Annotated in this window: 24 protein-coding genes; 14 read left to right on the forward strand and 10 right to left on the reverse strand. The window is 66.2% G+C overall.

Features of this window, described 5'->3' with window-relative positions:
- Positions 1-43 precede the first annotated feature (43 nt).
- The 8 genes from uvrC (at position 44) to AB0L58_RS02205 (ending at position 9,443) form a co-directional block, all read left to right on the forward strand.
- On the forward strand, positions 44-2,071 hold the full coding sequence (gene uvrC / locus AB0L58_RS02170) for an excinuclease ABC subunit UvrC (protein ID WP_364379511.1): 2,028 nt from the start codon (positions 44-46) through the stop codon (positions 2,069-2,071).
- 83 nt (positions 2,072-2,154) lie between these two features.
- Positions 2,155-3,177 carry an RNase adapter RapZ gene (rapZ, locus tag AB0L58_RS02175; RefSeq protein WP_364379514.1) on the forward strand — a complete coding sequence of 341 codons (1,023 nt, stop codon included), beginning with the start codon at positions 2,155-2,157 and terminating at the stop codon, positions 3,175-3,177.
- Positions 3,174-4,220 (forward strand): uridine diphosphate-N-acetylglucosamine-binding protein YvcK, encoded by a 1,047-nt coding sequence (gene yvcK, locus AB0L58_RS02180; RefSeq protein WP_063043214.1) that lies wholly within the window; start codon positions 3,174-3,176, stop codon positions 4,218-4,220. Before rapZ ends, yvcK begins: the two co-directional genes overlap by 4 nt.
- Complete coding sequence (gene whiA / locus AB0L58_RS02185; protein WP_040692075.1) at positions 4,211-5,194, forward strand: DNA-binding protein WhiA; 984 nt, start codon at positions 4,211-4,213, stop codon at positions 5,192-5,194. Before yvcK ends, whiA begins: the two co-directional genes overlap by 10 nt.
- Before the next feature lie 445 nt (positions 5,195-5,639).
- Positions 5,640-6,659, forward strand: a complete 1,020-nt coding sequence (gap, locus tag AB0L58_RS02190) for a type I glyceraldehyde-3-phosphate dehydrogenase (protein ID WP_364379519.1) — start codon at positions 5,640-5,642, stop codon at positions 6,657-6,659.
- Between the two features lies 1 nt (position 6,660).
- Positions 6,661-7,875 (forward strand): phosphoglycerate kinase, encoded by a 1,215-nt coding sequence (locus tag AB0L58_RS02195; RefSeq protein WP_364379522.1) that lies wholly within the window; start codon positions 6,661-6,663, stop codon positions 7,873-7,875.
- A 3-nt stretch (positions 7,876-7,878) separates the two neighbouring features.
- Entirely contained in the window at positions 7,879-8,664 is a 786-nt protein-coding gene (tpiA, locus tag AB0L58_RS02200; protein WP_364379525.1) for a triose-phosphate isomerase, read from the forward strand.
- 149 nt (positions 8,665-8,813) lie between these two features.
- The gene (locus AB0L58_RS02205; RefSeq protein ID WP_364379527.1) at positions 8,814-9,443 is read left to right on the forward strand and encodes a DUF1579 family protein; all 630 of its coding nucleotides are present in this window, start codon (positions 8,814-8,816) and stop codon (positions 9,441-9,443) included.
- 10 nt (positions 9,444-9,453) lie between these two features.
- Here AB0L58_RS02205 and AB0L58_RS02210 read toward each other — a convergent pair whose 3' ends face one another.
- Complete coding sequence (locus tag AB0L58_RS02210; RefSeq protein WP_364379530.1) at positions 9,454-9,969, reverse strand: hypothetical protein; 516 nt, start codon at positions 9,967-9,969, stop codon at positions 9,454-9,456.
- 1 nt (position 9,970) lies between these two features.
- Positions 9,971-10,765 (reverse strand): META domain-containing protein, encoded by a 795-nt coding sequence (locus AB0L58_RS02215; protein WP_364379533.1) that lies wholly within the window; start codon positions 10,763-10,765, stop codon positions 9,971-9,973.
- Between the two features lie 272 nt (positions 10,766-11,037).
- On the opposite strand from AB0L58_RS02215, the gene AB0L58_RS02220 reads away from it, so the two are divergent.
- A complete protein-coding gene (locus AB0L58_RS02220; RefSeq protein ID WP_364379536.1) occupies positions 11,038-12,636 on the forward strand; it encodes an MFS transporter in 1,599 nt (532 codons plus the stop codon).
- Positions 12,637-12,694: 58 nt separating this feature from the next.
- Positions 12,695-12,928 (forward strand): preprotein translocase subunit SecG, encoded by a 234-nt coding sequence (secG, locus tag AB0L58_RS02225; protein ID WP_062991810.1) that lies wholly within the window; start codon positions 12,695-12,697, stop codon positions 12,926-12,928.
- Here the strand turns inward: secG and AB0L58_RS02230 are convergent.
- Positions 12,915-14,048, reverse strand: coding sequence for a YbfB/YjiJ family MFS transporter (locus AB0L58_RS02230; RefSeq protein WP_364379539.1), 1,134 nt, complete (start codon positions 14,046-14,048; stop codon positions 12,915-12,917). The two genes, secG and AB0L58_RS02230, sit on opposite strands and share 14 nt — an antisense overlap.
- 70 nt (positions 14,049-14,118) lie before the next feature.
- Between AB0L58_RS02230 and AB0L58_RS02235 the strand changes: the two genes are divergently transcribed.
- On the forward strand, positions 14,119-14,952 hold the full coding sequence (locus AB0L58_RS02235; RefSeq protein ID WP_364379542.1) for a LysR family transcriptional regulator: 834 nt from the start codon (positions 14,119-14,121) through the stop codon (positions 14,950-14,952).
- Between the two features lie 3 nt (positions 14,953-14,955).
- Here the strand turns inward: AB0L58_RS02235 and AB0L58_RS02240 are convergent, their stop codons facing one another.
- Complete coding sequence (locus AB0L58_RS02240; RefSeq protein ID WP_364379544.1) at positions 14,956-15,804, reverse strand: SDR family NAD(P)-dependent oxidoreductase; 849 nt, start codon at positions 15,802-15,804, stop codon at positions 14,956-14,958.
- 54 nt (positions 15,805-15,858) lie between these two features.
- Here AB0L58_RS02240 and AB0L58_RS02245 point away from each other — a divergent pair, with 54 nt between their 5' ends.
- Positions 15,859-16,845 (forward strand): alpha/beta hydrolase, encoded by a 987-nt coding sequence (locus AB0L58_RS02245; protein ID WP_364379546.1) that lies wholly within the window; start codon positions 15,859-15,861, stop codon positions 16,843-16,845.
- 12 nt (positions 16,846-16,857) lie between these two features.
- Here the strand turns inward: AB0L58_RS02245 and AB0L58_RS02250 are convergent, their stop codons facing one another.
- Complete coding sequence (locus tag AB0L58_RS02250; protein ID WP_364379549.1) at positions 16,858-17,337, reverse strand: hypothetical protein; 480 nt, start codon at positions 17,335-17,337, stop codon at positions 16,858-16,860.
- A 367-nt stretch (positions 17,338-17,704) separates the two neighbouring features.
- Here AB0L58_RS02250 and AB0L58_RS02255 point away from each other — a divergent pair, with 367 nt between their 5' ends.
- Positions 17,705-17,965 carry a hypothetical protein gene (locus AB0L58_RS02255; protein WP_364379552.1) on the forward strand — a complete coding sequence of 87 codons (261 nt, stop codon included), beginning with the start codon at positions 17,705-17,707 and terminating at the stop codon, positions 17,963-17,965.
- A gap of 241 nt (positions 17,966-18,206) precedes the next feature.
- Here the strand turns inward: AB0L58_RS02255 and AB0L58_RS02260 are convergent, their stop codons facing one another.
- Positions 18,207-20,561 carry a thiamine pyrophosphate-dependent enzyme gene (locus tag AB0L58_RS02260; RefSeq protein WP_364379555.1) on the reverse strand — a complete coding sequence of 785 codons (2,355 nt, stop codon included), beginning with the start codon at positions 20,559-20,561 and terminating at the stop codon, positions 18,207-18,209.
- 174 nt (positions 20,562-20,735) lie between these two features.
- The gene (locus AB0L58_RS02265) at positions 20,736-21,089 is read right to left on the reverse strand and encodes a MerR family transcriptional regulator (RefSeq protein ID WP_364379559.1); all 354 of its coding nucleotides are present in this window, start codon (positions 21,087-21,089) and stop codon (positions 20,736-20,738) included.
- A 69-nt stretch (positions 21,090-21,158) separates the two neighbouring features.
- Here AB0L58_RS02265 and AB0L58_RS02270 point away from each other — a divergent pair, with 69 nt between their 5' ends.
- Positions 21,159-21,929, forward strand: a complete 771-nt coding sequence (locus tag AB0L58_RS02270; protein WP_364379562.1) for an amidohydrolase family protein — start codon at positions 21,159-21,161, stop codon at positions 21,927-21,929.
- Here AB0L58_RS02270 and pgl read toward each other — a convergent pair.
- From pgl to zwf, 3 genes are read right to left on the reverse strand one after another with little or no spacing between them, the layout of a single operon-like run.
- Positions 21,926-22,687, reverse strand: a complete 762-nt coding sequence (gene pgl / locus AB0L58_RS02275; protein ID WP_364379565.1) for a 6-phosphogluconolactonase — start codon at positions 22,685-22,687, stop codon at positions 21,926-21,928. The genes AB0L58_RS02270 and pgl overlap by 4 nt on opposite strands.
- Entirely contained in the window at positions 22,680-23,588 is a 909-nt protein-coding gene (gene opcA, locus AB0L58_RS02280) for a glucose-6-phosphate dehydrogenase assembly protein OpcA (protein ID WP_364379568.1), read from the reverse strand. Before opcA ends, pgl begins: the two co-directional genes overlap by 8 nt.
- Positions 23,585-25,144: a glucose-6-phosphate dehydrogenase gene (gene zwf, locus AB0L58_RS02285; protein ID WP_364379571.1), complete on the reverse strand. Its 1,560-nt coding sequence runs from the start codon at positions 25,142-25,144 to the stop codon at positions 23,585-23,587. The genes opcA and zwf overlap by 4 nt, the downstream gene beginning before the upstream one ends.
- Position 25,145 lies beyond the last annotated feature (1 nt).

Here is a 25,145-nt window from a genome sequence, read left to right on the forward strand (position 1 = left end):
CGCCCGTGCGGCGCTGTCGGAGCCGGTCGATAGGCTGGGATTCGTGGCAGATCCCGCGACCTACCGGCCGAAGCCGGGCACGATTCCCGTTGAACCCGGTGTCTACAAATTCCGGGACGCGCACGGGCGTGTGATCTATGTCGGCAAGGCGAAGAGCCTGCGCAGCAGGTTGAATTCGTACTTCGCCGATGTGGCCTCGCTGCATCCGCGGACCAAGCAGATGGTCACGACGGCGGCCAGTGTCGAATGGACCGTGGTCACCACCGAGGTGGAAGCCCTTCAGCTGGAATACAACTGGATCAAGGAATTCGACCCGCGATTCAACGTGCGGTATCGGGACGACAAGTCGTATCCGGTGCTGGCGGTCACCTTGAACGAGGAGTACCCGCGGCTGTTCGTCTACCGTGGCGCGCGCAAGAAGGGCGTGCGCTACTTCGGGCCGTACGCACACGCCTGGGCCATTCGGGAGACCCTCGATCTGCTGCTGCGGGTATTTCCCGCGCGCACCTGCTCGAACGGAGTCTTCAAGCGGCACAATCAGATCGGGCGGCCGTGTCTGCTCGGCTATATCGACAAATGCTCGGCGCCGTGTATCGGCCGGGTCGATGCCGACGAGCACCGTCGGATCGTCGAGGACTTCTGCGACTTCCTGGCCGGGCGCACCGATCGCATGGTGCGTGACTTGGAGCGCCGGATGCACGACGCCGCCGAGGAGTTGGACTTCGAAACCGCCGCCCGGCTGCGCGACGATGTCCAGGCGCTGCGGCGGGCGCTGGAGAAGCAGGCTGTTGTCCTCGGTACCGGCACCGACGCCGATGTGGTCGCCTTCGCCATCGATGAGTTGGAGGTGGCGGTCCAGATCTTCCACGTCCGTGACGGGCGGGTGCGCGGTCAGCGCGGCTGGGTGGTCGACAAATCCGGTGACGCCATCGACGGCCAGGAGGCCGGCGGCGAGGTCGCCGCACTGGTCGAGCAGTTCCTCACCCAATTCTATGGTGAACAGGCGGCGCTGGCCGAACAGGGCGAGGACGAACAACCGGCCACCGCGGTGCCGCGCGAGGTGCTGGTGCCGGAACTGCCCGCCGACGCCGAACAGGTGCAGGAGTGGCTGAGCGGACTGCGCGGTTCGGCGGTCCGGCTGCGGGTGCCGCAGCGCGGTGACAAGAAGGCGCTCGCCGAAACCGTGCAGCGCAATGCGATGGAGGCGCTGGCCCAGCACAAACTCAAGCGCGCGGGCGATCTGACCTCGAGATCCGCTGCGCTGCAAGACATTCAAGATGCCCTCGAGCTGGACAGTGCGCCGCTACGAATCGAGTGTGTGGATATCAGCCATGTGCAGGGCACCGATGTGGTGGCCTCGCTGGTGGTGTTCGAGGACGGTCTGCCGCGCAAGTCCGAGTATCGGCACTACACGATCAAGGAGGCTGCGGGCGACGGCCGCTCCGACGATGTCGGCAGCATCGCGGAGGTGACCAGGCGGCGGTTCTATCGCCTGCGCCGCGAACGGGACGAGCTGGCGGCGCAGGAGCCGACAACCGGTCAGGAGAACGGACACGCCGACGAACCCGCCGACGACCTCGAACTCACCTCACGCCCCGGCATCGACCCACACACCGGCCGCCCGCGGAAATTCGCTTACCCGCCCAACCTCTATGTGGTCGACGGCGGCGCACCCCAGGTCGCGGCGGCCGCGGAGGTACTCGACGAACTCGGCATCACCGATGTCGCGGTGATCGGCCTGGCCAAACGGCTGGAGGAGGTGTGGGTGCCGGGAGAAAGCGATCCGGTGATCATGCCGCGCAACAGCGAGGCGCTGTATCTTCTGCAACGGGTGCGCGATGAGGCGCACCGCTTCGCCATCACCTTCCACCGCAGCAAACGCTCGCGCCGGATGACCGCATCCGCACTGGATTCGGTACGCGGCCTCGGCGAGTCCCGCCGGACCGCGCTGGTCACGCATTTCGGGTCGGTTGCCAAACTGAAGGAGGCGACGGTCGAGCAGATCACCGAGGTGCCCGGCATCGGAGTGGCGACCGCCAAGGCCGTTTTGGCCGCATTGCGGGAGGAATAAGACACCTACGTTGTGTGTCTGCGCCCGATACCGGAACCGGTGCGGGATGATCGACAGGCACCCTGACACAGATCCGGTAGGACATGACACGCGTCGAATCGAACAATAGTGCGGGCAGCCCGCGGTCGACCGCTGGGCGGACCGGCCCCGCGGGCAACCTCGGCGCACCCGGCGAACGCGGCGACAGCAACCCACCGCAGCCGAAGGTCGAGGTCGTCATCGTCACCGGCCTATCCGGTGCGGGGCGCGGCACCGCGGCCCGCGTGCTGGAGGATCTCGGCTGGTATGTCACCGATAACCTGCCGCCCGAGCTGATCGGCCGGATGGTGGAACTCGGCGCCTCCGCCGAACCGCCGATTCGCCGCCTCGCGCTGGTCATGGATGTGCGCAGCCGCTTTTTCACCGGCGACCTCTCGGCGGTCACCGATCAGCTGCGGTCCGCGGGCGTGCCGACCAGGATCCTGTTCCTGGAAGCCTCCGATGACGTGCTGATCCGGCGCTTCGGCTTCGCGCGCCGGCGCCACCCGCTGCAGAGCGAAAGCGCCGACGGTACGCTCTCGGCGGGCATCGCGGCCGAACGGATACGCCTGTCCGCCGTGAAGACCGCGGCCGACCTGGTGATCGACACAACCGAACTCTCGATCCACCAACTGCACCGCAAATTGGAGGAGGCCTACGGCGGCGGCGCGCCCACCGCACTGCAGCTGACGGTGCAGTCGTTCGGATTCAAGTATGGGGTTCCACTCGATGCGGACATGGTGTTGGATGTGCGTTTTCTACCCAATCCGCATTGGATACCGGAACTTCGGGAACATTCGGGACAGGAGACCGTGGTCAGCGAGTATGTATTGTCGCGTCCCGGCGCGGCCGATTACTTGAGCACCTGCCACCACCTGGTCGACCTGACGACGAATGGTTACCGCCAAGAGGGGAAGCGATACATGACGGTGGCAGTGGGCTGCACCGGAGGCAAACACCGCAGCGTAGCGATAGCCGAGGCGCTCGGCGAACTGATCGGCTCCGCGGTGTTCGATTCACTGCAGGCAGAGGAATCGGGTCCGGCCGATGTCGTGCGGGTCGTGCATCGGGATCTGGGGCGCGAATGACGGGGTGGGAATCGGATCCCGCCATAGTTGCGCTCGGTGGCGGGCACGGGCTGTACGCGACGCTCACTGCGGTGCGGCGGCTGACCAGAAAGATCAGCGCGGTGGTGACCGTCGCCGATGACGGCGGTTCATCGGGCCGGCTGCGCGCCGAACTCGGTGTGCCACCGCCGGGCGATCTGCGGATGGCTCTCGCTGCGCTGGCCGCGGACGGCGACGATGTGTGGACGCGCACCGTGCAGCATCGCTTCGGCGGCACCGGCGCGCTGGCCGGCCATTCGGTCGGCAATCTGATCCTCGCGGGTCTGACCGAGGTGCTCGGCGATCCGGTCGCCGCGCTCGACGAGGTCGCCAAGATGTTGCGTATCACCGGACGGGTGCTGCCGATGTCACCCATCGCGCTCGATATCGAAGCGGATGTTTCCGGGCTGGAAGCGGATCCGCGCGTGAGCCGCTGCATTCGTGGGCAGGTCGCCATCGCGACGACACCGGGTAAGGTGCGGCGCGTGCGGCTGATTCCGTCCGATCCGCCTGCCAGTCCGGAGGCCACCTCGGCCATCGAACACGCCGATGTCGTTGTGCTGGGCCCGGGTTCCTGGTTCACCAGCGTGATTCCGCATGTCCTCGTGCCCGAATTGCGTGACGCGCTGGTGTATACCAGAGCGCGCAAGGTTCTGGTGCTGAATCTGGCTGCGGAGCCGGGAGAAACGGCGGGTTTCTCCGCGGAACGCCATCTACATGTATTGTCCCAGCACGCACCGGAATTCGTGGTCGACGAGGTTTTGGTCGATTCCGGGTCGGTGCCGGAGGGTCGCGAAAGAGAACATGTGGCCAGGGCTGCCGAACAATTGCGGGCACGAGTAACCTTTTCCGATGTCGCCGAAGCGGGCACCGACCGGCATCACCCCGGAAAGCTTGCCGCCGCACTGGATCAGCTGATCCGGCAACCTCGGCCACATATGGCAGGGCTTCGAGTCGAGGGACGGCACATGGGTCAGGATGTGCGTTCCGGGTTGGGTGGAAAGGAGCGCGTCTCGTGGCGATGACAGCCGAAGTGAAGGACGAGCTGAGCAGGCTCACGGTCTCGCAGGTGAGTTCCCGCAAGGCGGAACTGTCTGCGCTGCTGCGGTTTGCGGGCGGTCTGCACATCGTCGGCGGGCGGGTGATCGTCGAGGCCGAGGTGGATATGGGTTCCATCGCGCGCCGGCTACGGCGGGAGATCTTCGAACTGTACGGCTACGGCTCCGATGTGCACGTGCTCGGCGCGGGCGGTCTGCGCAAGACCTCGCGCTATGTGGTGCGGGTGTCCAAGGAGGGCGAGGCGCTGGCCAGGCAGACCGGTCTGCTCGATGTGCGCGGCCGTCCGGTGCGGGGACTGCCCGCGCAGGTGGTCGGCGGCAGCATCGGTGATGCCGAAGCCGCTTGGCGCGGAGCGTTTCTCGCACACGGCTCGCTCACCGAACCGGGTCGTTCCTCGGCGCTCGAGGTCAGCTGCCCCGGTCCGGAGGCCGCGCTGGCACTCGTCGGCGCGGCGCGTCGGCTCGGCATCACCGCCAAGGCGCGTGAGGTGCGCGGCACCGATCGGGTCGTGGTGCGCGACGGCGAGGCCATCGGTGCATTGCTGACCCGCATGGGTGCTCAGGACACCCGGATCGTCTGGGAGGAGCGCAGGCTGCGCCGCGAGGTGCGGGCCACGGCGAATCGCCTGGCCAATTTCGACGATGCGAATCTGCGGCGCTCGGCCCGTGCCGCGGTCGCCGCGGCCGCGAGAGTCGAGCGCGCATTGGAGATTCTGGGCGACGAGGTGCCCGACCATTTGGCCGCGGCGGGCAAGCTACGGGTGCAGCACCGCCAGGCGTCCCTGGAGGAACTCGGCCAGCTCGCCGATCCGCCGATGACCAAAGACGCTGTGGCAGGGCGGATTCGGCGGTTGCTTTCGATGGCGGACCGCCGGGCCAAGGAGCTGGGGGTACCCGACACCGAATCGGCCGTGACCGCCGAACTGCTCGACGAAGCGTGAGTCGAATCGCCGCCCGAGATTGGGCGGCGATTCGACCGGACATCGCATGTCAACGCGTCTTGTGTCGAATATCGGTGGCGTCCACCCAGCGGTGCAGCCAGCCGGTAATCGGGGATTGTTTACGGCCGAGTCGTCCGCCAACGTATAGACAACGATTCGATCGACGTATGTCCCGTTCCGGCCCAATTGACCACCACGGAGCGAGTCTTACGAGCGACGTTCGCGGCCCGTCTCGCGTCCGAGCCGTCGAAGCGCATGCGACGAAGTCGCGAGTCTCGACGGCGCCGCCAGCGACTGCTTGCAGGTCGCTCGAAAGGGTCAGCCGCGAGACACCCGGGGGCCGCGAACGTGCAGCGCCGTAGGCGCTGCAAATCAGACACAGCTCGGGCACTACTGTGGTCTATGGCATCGGAATGAATCCGCTTGAAAGCTGAGGAGCGATAACGTGACTGTCCGGGTAGGCATCAACGGCTTCGGCCGTATCGGACGTAACTTCTTCCGGGCGGTGGAGGCGCAGAAGGCGCTCGGCACCACCGACATCGAGATCGTCGCGGTCAACGACCTCACCGACAACGCGACCCTGGCCACTCTGCTCAAGTACGACTCGATCCTGGGCCGCTTGCCGCAGGACGTGTCGCTGGACGGCGACGACACCATCGTGGTCGGCGACCAGCGGATCAAGGCGCTGGCCATCAAGGAGGGTCCGTCCGCCCTGCCGTGGGGTGACCTCGGCGTCGACGTGGTCGTCGAATCCACCGGTATCTTCACCGACGCGACCAAGGCGAAGGGCCACATCGCCGCGGGCGCCAAGAAGGTCATCATCTCCGCGCCCGCCAAGGGCGAGGACCTGACCGTCGTCATGGGCGTCAACGACGACAAGTACGACGGCAGCCAGAACATCATCTCCAACGCGTCCTGCACCACCAACTGCCTCGGCCCGCTGGCGAAGGTGCTCAACGACGAGTTCGGCATCGTCAAGGGTCTGATGACCACCATCCACGCCTACACCCAGGACCAGAATCTGCAGGACGGCCCGCACAAGGATCTGCGTCGCGCCCGCGCCGCCGCGCTGAACATCGTGCCGACCAGCACCGGTGCCGCCAAGGCCATCGGCCTGGTGCTGCCCGAGTTGAACGGCAAGCTGGACGGCTACTCGCTGCGCGTCCCGATCCCCACCGGCTCGATCACCGACCTGACCGCGGATCTGGCCAAGAAGGCCACGGTCGAGGAGATCAACGCCGCGTTCAAGGCGGCCGCCGAGGGTCCGCTGAAGGGCATCCTGAAGTACAGCGTGGACCCGATCGTGTCCAGCGATATCGTCACCGACCCGCACTCGTCGATCTTCGACGCGCCGCTGACCAAGGTCATCGACGACCAGGTGAAGGTGTACTCCTGGTACGACAACGAGTGGGGCTACTCCAACCGCCTGGCCGACCTCATCGGCCTCGTCGGCAAGTCGCTCTGACATGGCGGTCGAAACACTCCAGGATTTGCTGAACGAGGGTGTCGAAGGTCGGGGCGTACTCGTGCGCTCCGACCTGAATGTCCCCCTCGACGAGAACGGCGAGATCACCGATCCCGGCCGCATCATCGCCTCGATACCCACGCTGCGGGCGCTGGTCGAGGCCGGTGCCAAGGTGGTTGTCACGGCGCATCTGGGCCGCCCGAAGGGGGAGCCGGATCCGAAGTTCTCCCTCGCCCCGGTCGCGGCGAAGTTGGCCGAGTTGCTGGATCGTAATGTCCAGCTGGCCGGCGACGTCGTCGGCTACGACGCGCTGTCGCGCTCGGAGGGCCTGACCGACGGCGACGTGCTGCTGTTGGAGAATGTGCGCTTCGATCCGCGTGAGACCAGCAAGGACGATGCGGAGCGGGCCAAGTTGGCCGCGGCGCTGGTCGAGTTGGTCGGCGAGGACGGTGCGTTCGTCTCCGACGGCTTCGGCGTGGTGCACCGCAAGCAGGCCTCGGTCTACGACGTGGCCAAGGTGCTGCCGCATTACGCGGGCACGCTGGTCGCCGCCGAGGTGGAGGTGCTTGCCAAGCTGACCGAGAGCCCACAGCGCCCGTACGCGGTGGTGCTCGGCGGCTCCAAGGTCTCCGACAAGCTGGCCGTCATCGAGGCACTTGCCCCCAAGGTCGACACCCTGGTGATCGGTGGCGGCATGTGCTTCACCTTCCTGGCCGCACAGGGCCTTTCGGTGGGCGCCTCGCTGCTGCAGGAGGAGATGATCGAAACCTGCAAGGGACTGCTGGAGCGCTACGCGGACGTCATTCACCTGCCGCGCGATATCGTCGTTGCGAATAAGTTCGCGGCCGACGCGGATTCGAAGGTGGTGCCTGCCAACCAGATTCCGGACGGCTGGCTGGGACTGGATGTCGGTCCCGAGTCGGTGGACCGGTTCGCCGCACTGCTGACCGAGGCGAAGACGGTGTTCTGGAACGGCCCCATGGGCGTATTCGAGTTCGAGAACTTCGCCGCGGGTACCCGGGGTGTCGCCGAGGCGATCGTTACCGCGACCGGCAAGGGTGCCTTCACCGTGGTCGGCGGTGGCGATTCGGCCGCTGCCGTGCGCGCGCTCGGTCTGCCCGAGGATGGTTTCTCACATATCTCCACCGGTGGCGGCGCATCCCTGGAATACCTCGAGGGCAAGGAACTGCCCGGTATCGCGGTACTGGAGGACTGAACCATGGCACGCAAACCGCTCATCGCGGGCAACTGGAAGATGAACCTCAATCACCTCGAGGCCATCGCCCTGGTGCAGAAGATCGCTTTCGCACTGCCGGAGAAGTACTTCGCCAAGGTCGACGTCGCGGTCATCCCGCCGTTCACCGATATCCGCAGCGTACAAACCCTCGTCGAGGGTGACAAGCTGCTGATCACGTATGGTGCGCAGGATGTGTCGACCCACGACGAGGGCGCGTACACCGGTGAGATCAGCGGTGCGATGCTGGCCAAACTGGGCTGCACCTTCGCGGTCGTCGGCCACTCGGAGCGGCGGCAGTACCACTCCGAGGACGACGCCACCGTGCTGGCCAAGGCCAAGCAGGCGCTGAAGTACGGGATCACTCCGATCGTGTGCATCGGTGAGGGACTCAATGTCCGCGAGGCGAAGACCCACGTCGAGTACAACCTCGAGCAGTTGCGTGGCTCGCTCAAAGGTCTGACGGCCGAAGAGATTTCGAAGATCGTCATTGCCTACGAGCCGGTCTGGGCCATCGGTACCGGTAAGGTCGCCACCCCCGCCGACGCGCAGGAAGTCTGCGGTGCGATTCGCGCGGAACTCGTCGGTCTGGCCTCGGCCGAGGTCGCCGCGGGTGTGCGGGTGCTATACGGCGGTTCGGTGAATGCCAAGAACGTCGGCGAATTGGTCGCACAGACCGATATCGATGGCGCGCTCGTCGGCGGTGCGTCGCTCAAGGGCGACGAATTCGCCACGCTGTCCGCGATTGCCGCGGGTGGTCCGCTGCCCTGACATGAATGTCGAATCAGCCCGGTAGCACGCCTGATCGCGCGCTGCCGGGCTGATTCGCGTTCGGCCTTCCCGCTCGAGGCAAGGGGACCGGTGGCGGGGATGCGATGCTGTTCGCGTTTGAAGATCCGTAGGCCGACAAGGACTTTCACGTGAAATCAACCAAGACGCGCGCATTGGTCACGGTCGCGCTGATGGCGTGCACCGTGTTCGGGGCCGGATGCTCCGATGATTCCCCCTCGCCGGTGGAAACCGTATCGAGTGCCGAGGCGGCACCCACCAACCAGGATGCCGGGCACCAGAAGCTGAATCAGCTGGTGGGCGAATGGAATGGCGTCAAGTCGACGTACATCGCGGGTGGTACCGCGGACAATCCGATCAAGAGCGATATCACCTCGCGCTGGCACTGGATCGGCAAGACGGGCAATAACTTCATGCAGGAGGAGGCCGAGGGGACCTTCGGTGGCAAGCCGTACTACCGGCTCGGGACGCTCGGTTATTCGCCGACCGACGACCGCTTCGAATGGTCGACGGTGGACAGCGTGACGCCGATGATGATGACCTACAAGGGCGCAAAGGCCAGCGGCGGCGCTGCCGATATCGAGGTGGCGGGGGAGTTCACCGATCCGGGTGTGCTCGGTCCACAGTTCGTCGGCAAGACGATTCCGATGCGGACGGTGATCGAACTGAAGTCGGCCGATCGGGTGACCATGGAACTCTACTTCGCGCCGCCCGGAGAGACGGAGCGGATCGCGGACCGAGTAGTCCTGACGCGGAAGTAGTTGTCGCCGATCAGAGATGGTTCACGATGAAGCCGCTGGCTGTCAGTGCCAGCTCCAGTGGCTCGTCGTGCGGGTCCATCGTGACCTCGGCGGTCGCCACCTCCGGATAGTGCACATGTAATCGGTACAGCGTCCCGCGGAGCAGGGCGGCGAGTTCGGCCGGCTGCTTGGTCGCGTGCACGATGCACAGCCTGGCGGTTTCCTCGGAGATGCCGACGGAGCAGTCCGCCAGGAGTGCGCCATCGGCATCGATATAGCCCAAAGTGAAGGTGGTGTGCAGAAATTTGTCGCGCGCGGCCAGTAGCGCGGTGACGGCATCCATATCCCAGCCGCCGCTTTCGGTACGGCGGATGTGGCCGGCGGCGGCATAGAGCTCCGCATAGCGGACGAGGGTTACCGGTGACGGCGGCGCCGGCAGTTTCTCGATGTGGGCGGACGGAAGATCCGGCCAGGGGCCGATCGCCACATGCCAGGTGCGTTTGCGGTCCGGATGACGTAGATCCGGTGAGCGGGAGTTTCGGTTCACGCTATGCCGCGCGCAGTGTCAGGCCGAACCCGTTGGTATTGCGCAGAATCAGCGTGTCCGCGTCGATGGTGGCCGTTGTCTTGCCGTCGAGGGCCTTCAGCACTGCCTGCTCGACCTCCATGATCTCCGGTGCGCACGCCATCTTCGTGGTGCCGATCCGGAATGTGACGTCCGGACCGTTGGCGGCGGGCGATGCGGTGGCGTGACCGGTCATGCGATTGCATCCGGCGCTGCCGGAGACCCCGCCGTCGGCCGCGATGGTGAGCGTTGGTTTCACCTCGTCCAGGGTCTGCGAACGGATCTGCGCATCGGGTGTCGTCAGCGTGGAGACGATCCACGTCGTGCCGATGAGCGGCTGATCGGGCTGCGCGAGCTTCTTGTCCAGCAAGGTAACCGTTGTTTCCTTTCCGGTCAGCGTCAGTGTCCCGTCGTCGATCCGCCATTTGGGCAGCGATGTCAACACCTTGTCCTGCCAACTGTCGGCTTGGCCGCGTTCCTCCGGACATGCCATCAGGGTGCTGGCAAGGGTCCCGACGTGCAGGATCCCATCGGTCAGATCCACCGTCCCGTCGGCCGTATTGCAGCCGGAGTTCGCCGAGATCTTGCCATCGGCAAACGTGAGTGTCATCGGCCCACCGCCCGGAATCTGCTGCCCCTCGACACCGGTCGAGACAAAGGTTCGCCCCATCGGCGACCGCGCCGGTTTCTCCGCGTTCTTATCGTCATCCGAACAGCCGGCCACCAGACCGGCCGCCACAGCCAGAAGAACCCCAACGCGCACCGTTGTCGCCGACATGTAGCCGATGGTACGGCCGCGGCCGGTCGAATCCGCGGAAATCGGCACGTCCGCGCCCCGCCCTTCGGAAGACAAATGCCAGGTAGAGGCGGCTATCCCCAGGGGGACATGCACCGGAAACGGACGTGGCCGGCCCGTGCGACGGCCGACCAGCAGCCGCCCCGGCCGCGCACCGCATCGACCCGAGGCGGGGCCTCGCGGCCAAGCGGATCGGCGCCCTCCAGCGGAATAGCGAACGGGCGCGTGCGTGCACCCGTCGCTATGCTCGGCCCGTGACCATTGCCGATGCGACGACACCGTTATCCACCTGGGCGCCGCTACGGTCGCGGATCTATCGGGCGCTGTGGGTGGCGCAGTTGGTTTCGAATCTGGGTACCTGGATGCAAACCGTTGGGGCGCAGTGGATTCTGGTCGATGCGCCCAATGCCGCGACATTGGTGGCGTTTGTGCAGACGGCGACGACATTGCCGGTGATGCTGTTGTCGATTCCGTCGGGGGTGTTGGCGGATCTGTTGGATCGGCGCAGGTTGCTGGTGGGCGCGCAGTCGGCCATGGCCGTGTTGGCGGCGGTGCTCGCGGTGTCGACGGCGACCGGGCATACGACTCCGGGTGTGCTGTTGACATTGCTGTTCCTGCTCGGGTGCGGGCAGGCCATGACGGCGCCGTCTTGGCAGGCCATTCAGCCGGAACTCGTCGCGCGCGAAGAGATTCCGTCCGCTGCGGCGCTGGGCAGTATGAATATCAATATCGGGCGCTCGGTCGGGCCCGCCGTCGCGGGTGTGCTGGTTTCGGTATCCGGGCCGACACTGGTGTTCGCGCTGAACGCGGTCTCGTTCGTCGGTATCGTCACGGTGCTGCTCAGCTGGCGCAGACCGACGCGGGAACGGAAGCTGCCCAGCGAACGTCCGCTGGCCGCGCTGCAGGCGGGCACCCGGTTCATTCGTGCCGCGCCCGGGATCCGGCGGGTGCTGTTGCGCTCGATTCTGTTCATCGCCCCGGCCAGCGCGGTGTGGGCGCTGCTTCCGGTCATCGCCCGTGACGAGCTCGGGTTGTCCTCCTCCGGCTACGGTCTGCTGCTCGGTGCGCTCGGCCTCGGCGCGGTGCTGGGTGCGATCGGCTTGGGCCGGGTGCGTGCCCTGCTGACACCCACACAGCGCTTGACCGCGGCCGCGATCCTGTTCGGCATCGCCTCGGCGGGTGCCGCGCTGCTGCGCAGCGTGCCGGTGGTGTTGGTGTTGTTGGTCGGCGCCGGATTCGCCTGGCTGCTCGCGATGTCGACGATGAACTCGACCATGCAGCTGCTGCTGCCCGCGTGGGTGCGGGCGCGTGGGTTGTCGGTGTACATGCTGGTGTTCATGGGCGGCCAGGCACTCGGCTCGCTGGTGTGGGGGCTGGTCGCGGGTGCGGTAGGGCCGGTGACGGCACTGCTGGCGGCCGCCGCGCTGTTGGCCGGCTCCGCGCTCAGTTCGGTCTGGCTGCCTATCCGCCACAATGCGGAGGAATTGGATATGAGCCCGAGCGCCTTCTGGCCGGAACCGCAGCTCGTGGTCGAACCGGATCCCGAGGACGGACCGGTGCTGGTGCTGCGCACCTACGATGTGCCGCCGGAGAAGGTCGACGAATTCCTGGCCGCGATGGTGTTCGTCGGACGGTCCATGCAGCGTACCGGCGCGATGGAATGGCGGCTGTATCGCGACGTCGGGGTGGTCGATCGCTATGTCGAGGCGTTCGTGGTGCGCTCCTGGTCGGAACATATGCATCAGCATCAGGTGCGGCTGACTGCCCAGGACCAACTGCGCGAGCGCGCCGTCGCGGAGTACATGATCGGCCGGGAAACCACCACGCACCTGGTCGCGGTAGACACACCGTAGGTCGCGTCGAACCGGGGTGATTATGCGGCTGCCGGCGCTCACCCATAGACTGTCCGGCATGCGGATGTTCCTGGATATCCTCCTGATCATCACCAGCGTGCTGCTGGTGCTGCTGGTGCTGCTGCACCGCGCCAAGGGTGGAGGTCTGTCCAGCTTGTTCGGTGGCGGCGTGCAGTCCAGCCTGTCGGGTTCGACCGTCGTCGAGAAGAACCTCGACCGCATCACCATCTTCACCGGCCTGATCTGGCTCATCGCCATCCTCGGCATCGGCCTGGAGATCAAGTTCGCTTGAGTTGCCCGGCGACGATGACGGCCGCCGCCGTCGCCGCCGCCAGCACCAGGGTCGCGATGACGAAGGCCGTCGCATAACCGTCGCCGATGACCGGCGCGACGACCAGGGGACCCAGCATCTGCCCGGCACCATAGCCCGCGGTGAGCGTGGCCGCGGCCCGGTGGTCGGTCAGTTCGATACCGATCTGGATCGCGAGCATGCAGATGCCCATGAACGTCGCGCCGAACAGTGCTGCCGCGACGATCGCCGACCACACGGTCGTCGACAAGGCGAGCAGGGCCGACGACGCGCATTGCGCGAGTAGCGCGAGGACCAGGGCGGTCGTCGGGCTCCAGCGATGTGCGGCAATGCTCCAGAGCACGGCCGGTGTGGCGGCCGCGCCGACGATCACCCACATCGCCGAGCCCACGGTCGCGTTGTGCGCGCCGACGGCGGCGACCAGGAAGGTGCCGAGCACGATATAGCCGACGCCTTCGAGCGAGTAGGCGATGAGCAGTGCGCGCCAAGCCGTACTCGTCCGTTTCGCGCGAACCGCCTCGGTGCGCTGACGTCCGTGGATATCCAGTCGGAAGGCGGGCAGAAGTAGTAGCGCGGTCAGTCCGGCGGCACCGAGCCACAGCCCCTGCCAGGACAGCACCGGCCGCGCGGCCAGTGCGAGCAATCCGGTGAGCGCGATTCCGAATCCGACTCCGCCGAAGGCGATACCTGCCGCATGCGCACGGCCACCGAGCCGGGCGATCGCGCCCGCGCAGCCGACGAAGATCACCGCACTCGCCACGCCCGCGATCAGGCGCAGCAGCGCCGGGAGCGCCGTCGGGCCGGGTAGTACGACCAGTGCTTCGCTGGCTACCAGGACCCCGGCCGAGATGCGAAAGGCCTTGCGGTTGTTCAGATCCGGGCAACGCGCGAGCAGCACAGCGCCGGCGAGATAGCCCGCGTAGTTGGCGGCCGCGATGAACGCGCCGCCGTGGGCATCGACGCGGTGCGCGTCCACCATGGCGGGCAGCAGTGGTGTGTAGGCGAAGCGCCCGACACCGACGGCGCCTGCCAGGCCCGCACCTGCGGCCAGTGCTGGTGCGATGGTGCGGTGCGGGCTGTCGAGGAGAGCTGATGCGGTCACGAGATCCGACGGTATGGTCCGTTGACGAGGCTGTGAAATGCTTTCTGTGCACGATGTATACGCTCGACGCATGGATATCGAGCTGCGGCACCTACGGGCGTACCTAGCGCTCTGCGAGGAAGCGAACTACACCCGCGCCGCCGCCCGGCTACACCTCAGCCAGCCCGCGCTGACCAGGACCATCCAGCAGTTGGAGCGCCTGGTCGAATGCCGGTTGATCGAGCGCACGTCTCGGCGTTTCGAGCTGACCGACGAGGGGATCGAACTGCTCGAACACGGCAGGCGCATTATCGGTGATATCGAGACCGTCCAGGCGGATCTGCGCATGCGCGCCACGATCGAGGTCGGATTCTCCTGGCTGCTGCCCGATGCGTGGTTCGCCGCGATCCGCACCCGTTACGAGGCGCTCGGCGGCCGCATTTCGCTGCGCCGCGTGGAGGATCCGATGGCGGCGCTGGACGACCGCTCGATCGATATCGCCATCCACCGCAACGATATCTGGCTGCCGCACCATCTCGAATCGCGCGAAATCGGTTCGGAGCCGCGGGTTCTGGCCGTTTCGGTGCATGCACCGCTGGCCGGCGCGGTCGAGGCGCGCTGGGCCGATCTCGCGCACTATCCGCTGGTGGCCAATACCGTTTCCGGCACCACCAATGCCGAATCGTGGGACCCGCCCGATCCGAACCGCACCGTCATCACCTGTACGAATTTCGACGAGTGGATCGAACTTGTCGCGGCGGAACGCGGTATCGGGATTGTGCCGGTGCTGGCGCGCACTCGCGCACCGCATCCAGGCGTGGTCTACATCGATATCGTGGATGCGCCGCGATCGCATATCTATCTGACCTGGCGGGTCAAGCCGACGCCGTTGCGGTCGGTGCAGCGCTTTCTGAGTCTCGTCTGAATCTCAGTCGTTGCGCGGGATGCGGCCGTCGACGTCGGTGAAACCGTACTCTTCGGCGAGATCCGCTATGCGCCAGGCCGATCCGGAGCGTTGGCAGCGGTCCGGGTCGGCGGCCAGTGCGACGACGGCGCGACCCGGAAAGTGGGGGGATTCGGCGTTGTCGAGATCGTAGGTGCCCTCACCGGGCAGGGTGACGACACGTCGGCCGTCCTTATCGCGCGGAACCATCTGCAGCAGTTCGGTGTCCACGATTCCGGGCCACAGCGAGACCACCGTGACACCCGTTTCGGCGAGATCGTCGGCCATATCCGAGGTGAGGCGGTCCAGCGCGGCCTTGGCGACACCGTATACCGCGTTGTGCATGTAGCGATCGGCGCCGGGGGAGGAGATATTGGCGATAAGACCCGCCGATTCGATCAGCAGCGGAGCCGCGAAAACGCTTGCGACGTAATGTGATCGGACGCCGACGTCGAAGGTCTCATCCCACGCCTGCGGCGGTACCTCCCAGAACGGTTTGCCAAGCCAGCGCGCGGCGGCGGGAGCGTTGTAGACATTGTTCACCAGCACATCGAGGCGTCCGTGCTCGTTACGGATCCGCTCGAAGAGCCGTTCGACCGCGTCGTCGTCGCGGTGATCGCAGACGACCGGGACCCCGATGCCGCCGAGTAGGTCTATCTCCGCCGCGGTCGCGTGCACGGTTCCGGGTAGGCGTCCCGGTGTGGCTGTGCGCCCGGTGACGTAGACCGTGGCGCCTGCCGCACCCAACTCCAGCGCGATGCCCTTACCGATGCCGCGGCTCGCGCCGGTTACCACCGCGACCCGGCCGCCTAGAACCTGAGGTATTCCGTTCACGATCCCGGGACATTACCGTGAAACAAGAACACGTTCTAGCTATTGGAGGCCGTAGTGGAATTGACCCATCGGTTCGTGACGAGCAACGGCATCGACATGCATGTCGCCGAACAGGGCGAGGGGCATCCGGTGATCTTCTGCCACGGCTTTCCGCACACCTGGTTCATATGGCATCGCCAGCTCACGGCGGTCGCGGCGGCGGGGTATCGGGCCGTCGCGCCGGATTTGCGTGGATACGGTCGCACCGATGTGCCTACCGACATCGAGGACTATACGAACCGCGCCGTCATCGGCGATCTGCTCGGCCTGCTCGATGACATGGGAGCCGAGCAGGCGGTCTTCGTCGGCCTGGATTTCGGGGCCGCGCTGGTATGGGAGTTGGCGTTGCGCGCGCCGGAGCGGGTGAGCGGCGTCATCGTGCTCAACAATCCGTTCGCCCCGCGACCGCCGCGCGCGCCGTCGCAGCTGTGGGCGAAGGCCGCCCAGCGGCACTTTCTGCATCTGGACTATTTCCAGCGGCCGGGTGTGGCCGATGCCGAACTGGGCGGCCGCACAAGGGAATTCCTGGCCCGCGTCTACTACTCGCTCAGTGCCGACTACCACTACCTCGACACCTGGCGCTTCCCGGCCGAGGGCACCGGCTACCTCGACGTTCTCCCCGAGGCCCCGCTGCTGCCGTGGCGCTGGCTCACCATTGCCGAATTCGACACCCTGGCACAGGATTTCGAGCGCACGGGATTTACCGGCGGCCTCAATTGGTACCGGGTGCTCGATCGGAACTGGGAACTCGCCGCCGAATTCGCCGACGCCGAGATCTCCGTTCCGACGTATTTCCTTTACGGCGACCGGGATCCGGATATGGAGGGCTTCAGCGGCCGCGATCCGCTCGCGACACTCCGCGCCAACGTTGCCGATCTGCGTGCCGTTACCAAGATCGCGGACGCGGGTCATCTCGTGCAGCTGGAACGCACCGACGAGGTCAATACCTTGATCACCACCCATCTGCGCGATCTGGTCCCGAATCCGGCGCTCACGCAGTAGCCGGCGCGCGGGTCAGCGGTATTCGTCGGTCAGTTCGGGGTAATCGGCCCAGCTGGGAAGGGGGCGTTGGTCCAGGTAAGCGGTGAGACGGTCCAGCAGGTACTGCCAGCGCGGGCCCACCGAGCAGGCGTCGGCGGGGCAGATGTGGCGGCGGATCAGTTCGAGATTGGTGACGACGCCCACCTGGGTCATACGCAGTTCGAGGATGCCGCCGTCGATATGGATCACCAGATCATGTGGTGCGCGGCAGTCCTCGACGCGGATCGCGATGGGGCCGGGAACCGGTCCGTCGAATGGTTCGATGGTCAGGTTGCCGTTGCCGCCGGTGACCTTGCCGAACCAGCGATCCAATTGCCGGCGTTCGGCGCAGGCGGACCATACGTCGAGTACGGGCATCCGGAACGACCGCAGAAAGTGCAGGAGCACCCTGCCGTCCTCCATCGCCCGATCGTGTTCGGGTCGTACCTCGCCGAGCATGGACATCGTGGTCATAGCCGTGCCCTTTCGCCGCTGGTCACCGTATGTCCACTGTATTTCCTCGGTGGCGCCGCCGAATCCGATTCAACGGAAGTCGGCCGCCGCGTGTCGGATCGGTCGGCGCAATCGGGGGTGACTCGGGCGGCGATGAATCGCACGCAATCGAATTCGTGGTTCAGCACGCCGTGCCGGAAGGCATCGAACTCGTCCGCGTCGAAGCGCAGTGCCACGCCATCGATCGGCTGGGGAACGGCGGCGCGGAAAAACGTATCCACCGTCGCGGCGCGATATCGTCAGGGGTCGATCCACGACCATCCCCTGCGTCGCGGGTAGCGGGGGCGTCGGATGACGACAGCCACGAACGATCGTCGGATGGTGCGAAATGTCCAGTAGCGCAGAGGCAACCGCGCAGCGCTGTCGGCACTGCCGACGCGATCTCGGACTCCCCGCGGTGATCATGCCCGAGACCGAGACGCGGATCATCGTGCAGACCGGACCGGTCAGTGCGGTGGTGATGCCGTCGAGGCTGGCAACGGAATTCGTCGCGGAACAGTCGGTGCCGTTGGGGCCGGTGATCGAGCACCCGGCCTCGCGGCGGTGGACCTTTCCGACCGACCGTCCGGGCCGTGTCCGGAGAATCTGACACCCGCGCTGCTGCGTTGGAATATCGGCGTCGCGTCGAAATACATTGTCCTGCCCTCACCCGATATTGAGCGGCGCGGTTTCCGACGCTGGATCCACGAGCCGCGCAACGGATTTCGGCCGTCCTTGCGAGAAATCCTGGAAGCGGTGCCGAGGTTGCGGCGGTAGCGGTGCCAGCGGGCGCGCGGTACTCGCCGATACGAGGGGTCGGCGAGTTACCCGCGGTCCCGAGCGGGGTGGATTCACCGCCCAGGGCGGGTGACGAGGTCGGTGGCGGCGGATTCGATCCGGGATTCGTCGAGCAGGACCGTGCCCGCGGCCGGGCCCAGGGGAATGAAGGAGTCTGCGCTGGTTACGCGGGCTATGGGGCCGTCGAAACCGGCATCGATCAGGGCGGTGCAGAGGGATTCGGAGATGCCGCCGGTGTGCCGGGTTTCGTCGGCGATGAGAACTCGGCCGGTGGCACGGGCGTGGTGCAGGAGGTCGTCGAGCGGGAGTGGCGAGAGCCAGCGCAGGTCGAGGACGCGGGCTCGGATACCGCGCGACGAGAGGCGTTGGGCTACCCGCAGACTCATGGGGACGCCATTGGCGAAGGTGACGATGGTGAGGTCGCCACCGTCGCCGTAGCCGCGGGCGCGACCGACAGCGACGTGGTCGGCATTGGAAGGTGTTGCGAGCCAGGCATTATCGCCAGGGTGGTGTAGGTCGCGCGTGTGGTAGAGGGCGATGGGTTCGAGATAGACGCAGACCCGGCCGTCGACGCGGGCCGCGGCGACGCAGGTGCGCAGCATGGCGGCGGCGTCATCGGCGCGGGCGGGGGAGGCGATGATAAGGCCGGGGATATCACGCAGTGCCGCAATGGAATTGTCGTTGTGGAAGTGGCCGCCGAATCCCTTCTGATAGCCGTAACCGGCGATGCGGACGACCATCGGATTTCGGTATTGCCCCTGGGAGAAGTACGACAGGGTGGCGGCTTCCCCGCGCAACTGGTCCGCGGCATTGTGTACATAGGCGAGATACTGGATTTCCGGAATCGGCACGAATCCGGCGAGCCCGGCGCCCAAAGCCGTGCCCAGCACACTCTGTTCGTCGAGCAGCGTATCGAACACCCGGCGAACTCCGAACTGCTTCTGCAGCCCCTTGGTGACGCCGTACACGCCGCCCTTGCGCCCGACATCCTCGCCGAAGACCAGCACATCGGGATCCCGGTCGAGCAGTCCGGCGAGCGTCTGATTGATCGCCTGCGCCAATGTCACCGAATCACCTTGTGCAACTGTGTGTTCCGCTACGCCGTGAATGGTCGCATCGGTGTCGCAAGTGACCACACTGTCCAATTCTGCTGCGCGGGTGGATATATCGGCGATCGATGTATCGGCCTGTTGCTCGGTCGCGGAATACTGCCCGTCGCACCGACTCTCGCCCGGCTGGTCGGCCTCGCTGGATCCGAGTGGACCTCGACGGAACACATCGGCCCGTACCAGGTCCGGGTGCAGCGGGGCCAACGGTGCCATTACCGCGGCGGCCGAGGTCAATTTAGGGTCCTGCCATACCGATTCGGCCATGGTGGCGACTCGGTCGCCGATGTCGTCGTAGCGGGCGATGACTTCGGTCGGGGTGGCGACGCCGGAGGTGACCAGGAGGCGGGCGGTTGCGGTCACCGGGTCGCGGCGCAGGTCGGCGGCGATATCGGTGGGGCTGCGGTAGGCGGATTCGACATCGGATCCGGCGTGGCCCATGAGCCGTACGGTGCGCAGGTGGAGGAAGGCCGGTTTACGGTGTTCGCGCACCCAGTCGGCCGCCTGGGTCGCGGTTGTCGCGGCGTCGAGGAGATCACAGCCGTCGGCATCGAAATACTGCAGCCCGAGGCGGATGCCGTAGGACTGTTCGATCCAGCCGGGCGGGGTCGGGACGCTGATGCCGATCCCATTGTCCTCGCAGACGAATAGCAGCGGGAGCGGAACCCCCTGGTGTGCAGTATGAATCGCGGCATTGATGGCACCGGCGGCGGTGGAGTGATTGGCCGACGCATCGCCGAAACTGCAGAGCACTACCGAATCCGACGGCCATTCGCCCGCGAGGCCGAGCCGTGCCGCGCGCTCGATCGCGAAGGCGAGTCCGACAGCGCGGGGCAGATGTGACGCGATGGTGGAGGTCTGCGGGATCACCGCGGCCGGCTTACTGCCGAAGACCTTGTGACGGCCGCCGGATATCGGCTCGGCGGCCGCCGCGACCACGCCGAGCAGCACATCCCGAATAGGGTCTAGGCCGGGTACCTGCCTGGTCCGGTGCACGAAGAACGCTCCGGAGCGATAGTGCAGCAGCGCCGGATCGGTGGGGCGCAGGGCCGCTGCCACTGCCGCATTGCCCTCGTGCCCGGATGACCCGATGCTGTAGTAGCCGCGCTTGGCGCTGCCCAAGCGACGCGCCGCCAGATCGAGATGCCTACTGGTCGCCTGTGATTCGAACAGGTCCAGGCACTGGGCTCCGGTGAGCGCGACACCCTCGAGCGGCTGCTCGACGGGACGGCTCGGTCGCGGTTCCAGCGCCGATAATTCGGCGCGGAGCCGCTCATCAAGGTCGACTCGCTGTTCGGTCACGCTGTGATCATCTCCGACGAAGGCTGCTCCCGGGACCTGATTTCGGTGCGATTTCCGAAACTATTCTGATCACATTGGTCATTGCAAGAAATTAATCCGAGCGCACCGGTCTCGAATCGCGTATTTATCGGTTGTCACCGAGTGGTCGAGTCGAACTGGCGCACAATCGCGGCGTCAGCGAGACTGCTCGGTCTCCTCGATCGTCCGCCGCAGCACATCGCGAGCGGTATCGAGCGCCGCGGCCCGACGGTCCAACTCGGCCAGCCGATCCCGCAGCGCGGGCAGTACGCCAGGACAAGCCCGCAACACACCATCGTCGACAGTGCACGGCAGCAGTTGTCGGATCACCCGGGTCGAGAGTCCCGCCACGAGCAATGCGCGAATCTGCCCAACCCGCTGTTCGGCGGCCGCATCATACTCGCGATATCCATTGGTTCGGCGTTCGGCCGACAGCAGCCCGACCCGCTCGTAATACCGCAGCAGCCGCTCGCTGGTGCGGGTACGGCTGGCCAGCTCACCGATCAGCATGATTTGACCTTCCCATGGTGTCAGGGATCAACACTCGAGCGAGCAACTCGATTCCGCCAGGAGGAAACGTTGATCATCGACGCACACAGCCACGTCCACGATCCGCTCACCGACCACATCGCGCTGCTCGATGCGGCCGGCGTAGACAAGACCATCCTCTTCATGACCCGACCGCATCCCGAACGGGCCGGAAATCTCGTCGAACTCCGCGATGAGATGCACCGGCTGACGGATGCGCTCGCCGGTGGCGGTGCCCTCGGCCGCGAGGCGGCCCGGCACGAACTAGACGCCGCGCTCGCCGCCCACCCGGATCGCTTCATCGGCTTCGCCTCGGTGCCGCTCGATGCGCCCGATGTCGAGGCGATCGTCGAACGGGAGGTAGTCGGGCACGGACTGCGCGGTATCGGTGAGTTGACTCCGCCGCCCGAACAGGCAGCTCTCCTCGAGCCGGTACTCCGTGCCGCCGCCGACCACGATGGACTTCCTGTCGTCGTGCACGGTGCCGCGCCGACGACCGCCGCCGACCTGCGCACCATGACCGACCTCGCACGACGCTATCCGCGCGTCCCCTTGGTGGTCTCCCAACTCGGCGGAGCGCACTGGATGGACGCGATCGAAATGGTCCGCGACACCCCGAATATGTACCTCGAACTGTCCACTGCCAGTATCATTTTCGCCGTTCGCCTGGCCATCGCCGAAATTCCGGAGCGCACCCTCTTCGGCTCGGACGCGCCCTACGGCGACCCGGTCATCGCACGCGTCACCGTCGAACGCGCGACCCGCTCACCGCGGGTGCGCGAACTGGTCCTCGGCGCAACGGCGCAGCGGCTGCTGAGTTAGTTCGAGGCACCCGGCAAGGCCGCAGCGGCGTCCCGATCCAACAGCCATGTGGTGGATTCCGACCCGAGCGCACCCGCCGCGGGAATCTCCACCGGATCCGCACCCGCGACGGCCGCGGCGACGGCTTCGGCCTTGGCCGCACCGCCGACAACCAGCACGACGTGTCGAGTGTGCCGCACCGCGGGCAGTGTCAGCGTGACGCGCACCGGCGGCGGCTTGGGCGAATCCGATACCGCGACAACGAGTTCGTGTTGTTCGCGCACCGCATCGGTATGCGGGAACAGCGAATTCACATGCCCTTCGCCACCCATACCGAGCAGGTGCAGATCGAAGGCCCCGTGCTCCGCGAGGTGTGCGTGCACGGCCGCCGCATATTCCGCGGCGGCCTCGACCGGATCCGGATACTCACCATCGGAGGTGGCAACCGGGTGCACCCGCGACGGATCCACCGGCACATGATCCAGCAGCGCGTCACGCGCCTGCAGATCATTGCGCTCCGCATCGCCCGCGGGTACGAATCGTTCGTCACCCCAGAACACGTCGAGCCGCGACCAGTCGATATCGCCGGGTGTCTTGCGGACCAATTCCAACAGGCCGATTCCGGTGCCACCGCCGGTCAACACCACCGATGCGGAACCACGCGCCGCCTGTGCCGCCACCACGACGGCGACGAATCGCGCGGCCGCCACGGCGACCAACGCGTCGGTGTCGTCATGTACTTCGACGGTATTCGCGGGAAAGTCCGCGCGCTCAGTCATAGGTCACCTTCTCGATTCCGGCGAGCGCCTCGGCATAGATATCGTCGGCATCCAGCCGGCGCAGTTCCTCGGCGAGGCAGTCGCGAGTTTCCCTGCGCGCCAAGGCGATTCGCTGATCAGGGTCACCGGTGCGGGTCAGTGTCGCGGTACGCCCGGTCTGCGGCCGCTCGATCGCGATCGACACCGTCGGGCGATGCACCTGCACCCGCAACGCACCCGAGCGGCGACGTACCGGACAGTTGAGCCGGGCGGCCAACCAGCCCGCGAGCATATCCAGCGCGGGTTCGTCGCGCAGTCCGGAAACGATCACCGAATCCACCGGCTCGAACGGCGGTTCGTCCATGGCAGCCGCCAGCAGCGCCCGCCAATAGGTGATGCGGCTCCACGCCAGATCGGTATCCCCGGAGGCATGGGAGGCGAGCCGCTTCTTGATCGTCGCCTGCGGATCGGCCGCGAAGGTGGCATCGGTGATACGGCGAGTCGCCAAGCGTCCCACCGAATCCTTGGATGGGAACTCCGGGGCGCCGCGCGGCCACCAGGCCACCACCGGAGTATCCGGCAGCAGGAACGGGATGACGACGCTGCTCTCGTGGTTGATCAGATCACCCTGCAGCCGCAGCACTATCACCTCGGCGGCCCCGGCATCTCCGCCCACGCGGATCTGGGCATCCAATCGCGTCTCGGCCTCGCGGTCGCCGCGCGCCAGCACGACCACGCGACAGGGATGTTCGCGGCTGGCGTCATTGGCGGCGTCGATGGCGTCCTCGGCCTCGGAGCTGTCCAGCGTGCAGACGACCAGGGTCAGCACCCGACCCATGGTGATCACGCCATTGCTCTCCCGAAGCCGCACCAGGCGTTTGGTGACCTCGGAGGTGGTGGTCTGTGGCATATCGACGATCATGGCCGCCGCCATTCACGCCCGGTGCGGGCCAACATCTCATCGGCCGAGGCCGGACCCCAGGTCCCCGCCTCATACTGTTCGGGTTTGCCGTCTGCGGCCCAATGCTCGAGCACCGGATCCAGGATGCGCCAGGACAATTCGACCTCCGCGTTCACCGGGAACAGGGACGGCACCCCGAGCAGCACATCGAGGATCAGGCGTTCGTAGGCCTCGGGGGAGGATTCGGTGAACGCCTCGCCGTAACTGAAATCCATATTGACGTCGCGCACTTCCATGCTCGACCCCGGCACCTTCGAACCGAACCGGGTGGTAATGCCCTCATCGGGCTGGACCCGAATCACCACCGCGTTCTGGCCGAGATCTTCGGTCATGGTCTGGTCGAACGGTAGATGCGGAGCCCGCTTGAACACCACCGCGATCTCGGTCACCCTGCGGCCCAGGCGTTTTCCGGTGCGCAGGTAGAACGGCACACCCGCCCAGCGCCGGGTGTCGATGTCGAGGGTGATCGCCGCGTAGGTCTCGGTGCGCGATTGCGGGTCGAAACCCTCCTCGCCGAGCAGTCCGACCACATGCTCACCGCCCTGCCAGCCCTCCGCGTACTGGCCGCGCGCGGTGGTTTCATCGAGGGGCTCGACGAGTCTGGTCGCCGAGAGCACCTTGATCTTCTCGGCCTGCAACTGCTTGGGCTCGAAGCTGATCGGCTCCTCCATGGCCGTCAGCGCGAGCAATTGCAGCAGGTGGTTCTGGATGACGTCGCGGGCCGCGCCGATGCCGTCGTAATAGCCCGCGCGCCCGCCCAATCCGATGTCCTCGGCCATGGTGATCTGGACATGGTCGACGTAATTGGCATTCCAGATCGGTTCGTAGAGCTGGTTGGCGAAGCGCAGTGCCAGGATGTTCTGCACCGTCTCCTTGCCGAGATAGTGATCGATGCGGAATACCGTCTCCTCCGGGAACACCCGGTTGACCAGCGCGTTGAGTTCGACCGCACTGTCCAGGTCGTGGCCGAACGGCTTCTCGATCACCACCCGGCGCCACGGCTTGCGGCCCTCGCCATCGGTTTTCGTCGGTTGGGCCAGTTTGTGCTCGGAGAGCTGATCGAGCACCAGCGGGAACATATTCGGCGGAATCGACAGGTAGAAGGCATGATTGCCGCCGGTGCCCCGGTCTTTGTCCAGCTTGGCCAAGGTATCGGCGAGTTTGGCGAAGGCCGAATCGTCGTCGAAGGAACCCTGCACGAATCGAATGCCCTCGACCAGGTGGTCCCAGACCTCCTGCCGAAACGGTGTGCGGGCGTGCGCTCTTACCGCCTCGAGCACGACCTGCGCGAAATCCTCGTCGGCGTAGTTCCGGCGGGCGAAGCCGACCAGTGCGAAACCCGGGGGCAGCAGCCCCCGGTTCGCCAGATCGTAGATGGCCGGCATCAGTTTCTTCCGGGACAGATCGCCGGTGACGCCGAAGATCACCATGCTGCACGGCCCCGCGATGCGGGGGATCCGCTTATCCCGCTCGTCACGGAGCGGGTTTTTCCAGGTATTCGTCTGAGCGCCGGCCATC

Source organism: Nocardia sp. NPDC052112, from assembly GCF_040680135.1.
Classification (GTDB): Bacteria; Actinomycetota; Actinomycetes; order Mycobacteriales; family Mycobacteriaceae; genus Nocardia.

Excerpts from the sequence above, each read along its gene's own strand:
- rapZ (WP_364379514.1), top strand. The coding sequence starts at position 2,155 with ATGACACGCGTCGAATCGAACAATAGTGCGGGCAGCCCGCGGTCGACC.
- yvcK (WP_063043214.1), top strand. The coding sequence starts at position 3,174 with ATGACGGGGTGGGAATCGGATCCCGCCATAGTTGCGCTCGGTGGCGGG.
- AB0L58_RS02195 (WP_364379522.1), top strand. The coding sequence starts at position 6,661 with ATGGCGGTCGAAACACTCCAGGATTTGCTGAACGAGGGTGTCGAAGGT.
- tpiA (WP_364379525.1), top strand. The coding sequence starts at position 7,879 with ATGGCACGCAAACCGCTCATCGCGGGCAACTGGAAGATGAACCTCAAT.
- AB0L58_RS02215 (WP_364379533.1), bottom strand. The coding sequence starts at position 10,765 with ATGTCGGCGACAACGGTGCGCGTTGGGGTTCTTCTGGCTGTGGCGGCC.
- secG (WP_062991810.1), top strand. The coding sequence starts at position 12,695 with ATGCGGATGTTCCTGGATATCCTCCTGATCATCACCAGCGTGCTGCTG.
- AB0L58_RS02235 (WP_364379542.1), top strand. The coding sequence starts at position 14,119 with ATGGATATCGAGCTGCGGCACCTACGGGCGTACCTAGCGCTCTGCGAG.
- AB0L58_RS02250 (WP_364379549.1), bottom strand. The coding sequence starts at position 17,337 with ATGACCACGATGTCCATGCTCGGCGAGGTACGACCCGAACACGATCGG.
- AB0L58_RS02255 (WP_364379552.1), top strand. The coding sequence starts at position 17,705 with ATGTCCAGTAGCGCAGAGGCAACCGCGCAGCGCTGTCGGCACTGCCGA.
- AB0L58_RS02265 (WP_364379559.1), bottom strand. The coding sequence starts at position 21,089 with ATGCTGATCGGTGAGCTGGCCAGCCGTACCCGCACCAGCGAGCGGCTG.
- pgl (WP_364379565.1), bottom strand. The coding sequence starts at position 22,687 with ATGACTGAGCGCGCGGACTTTCCCGCGAATACCGTCGAAGTACATGAC.
- opcA (WP_364379568.1), bottom strand. The coding sequence starts at position 23,588 with ATGATCGTCGATATGCCACAGACCACCACCTCCGAGGTCACCAAACGC.
- zwf (WP_364379571.1), bottom strand. The coding sequence starts at position 25,144 with ATGGCCGGCGCTCAGACGAATACCTGGAAAAACCCGCTCCGTGACGAG.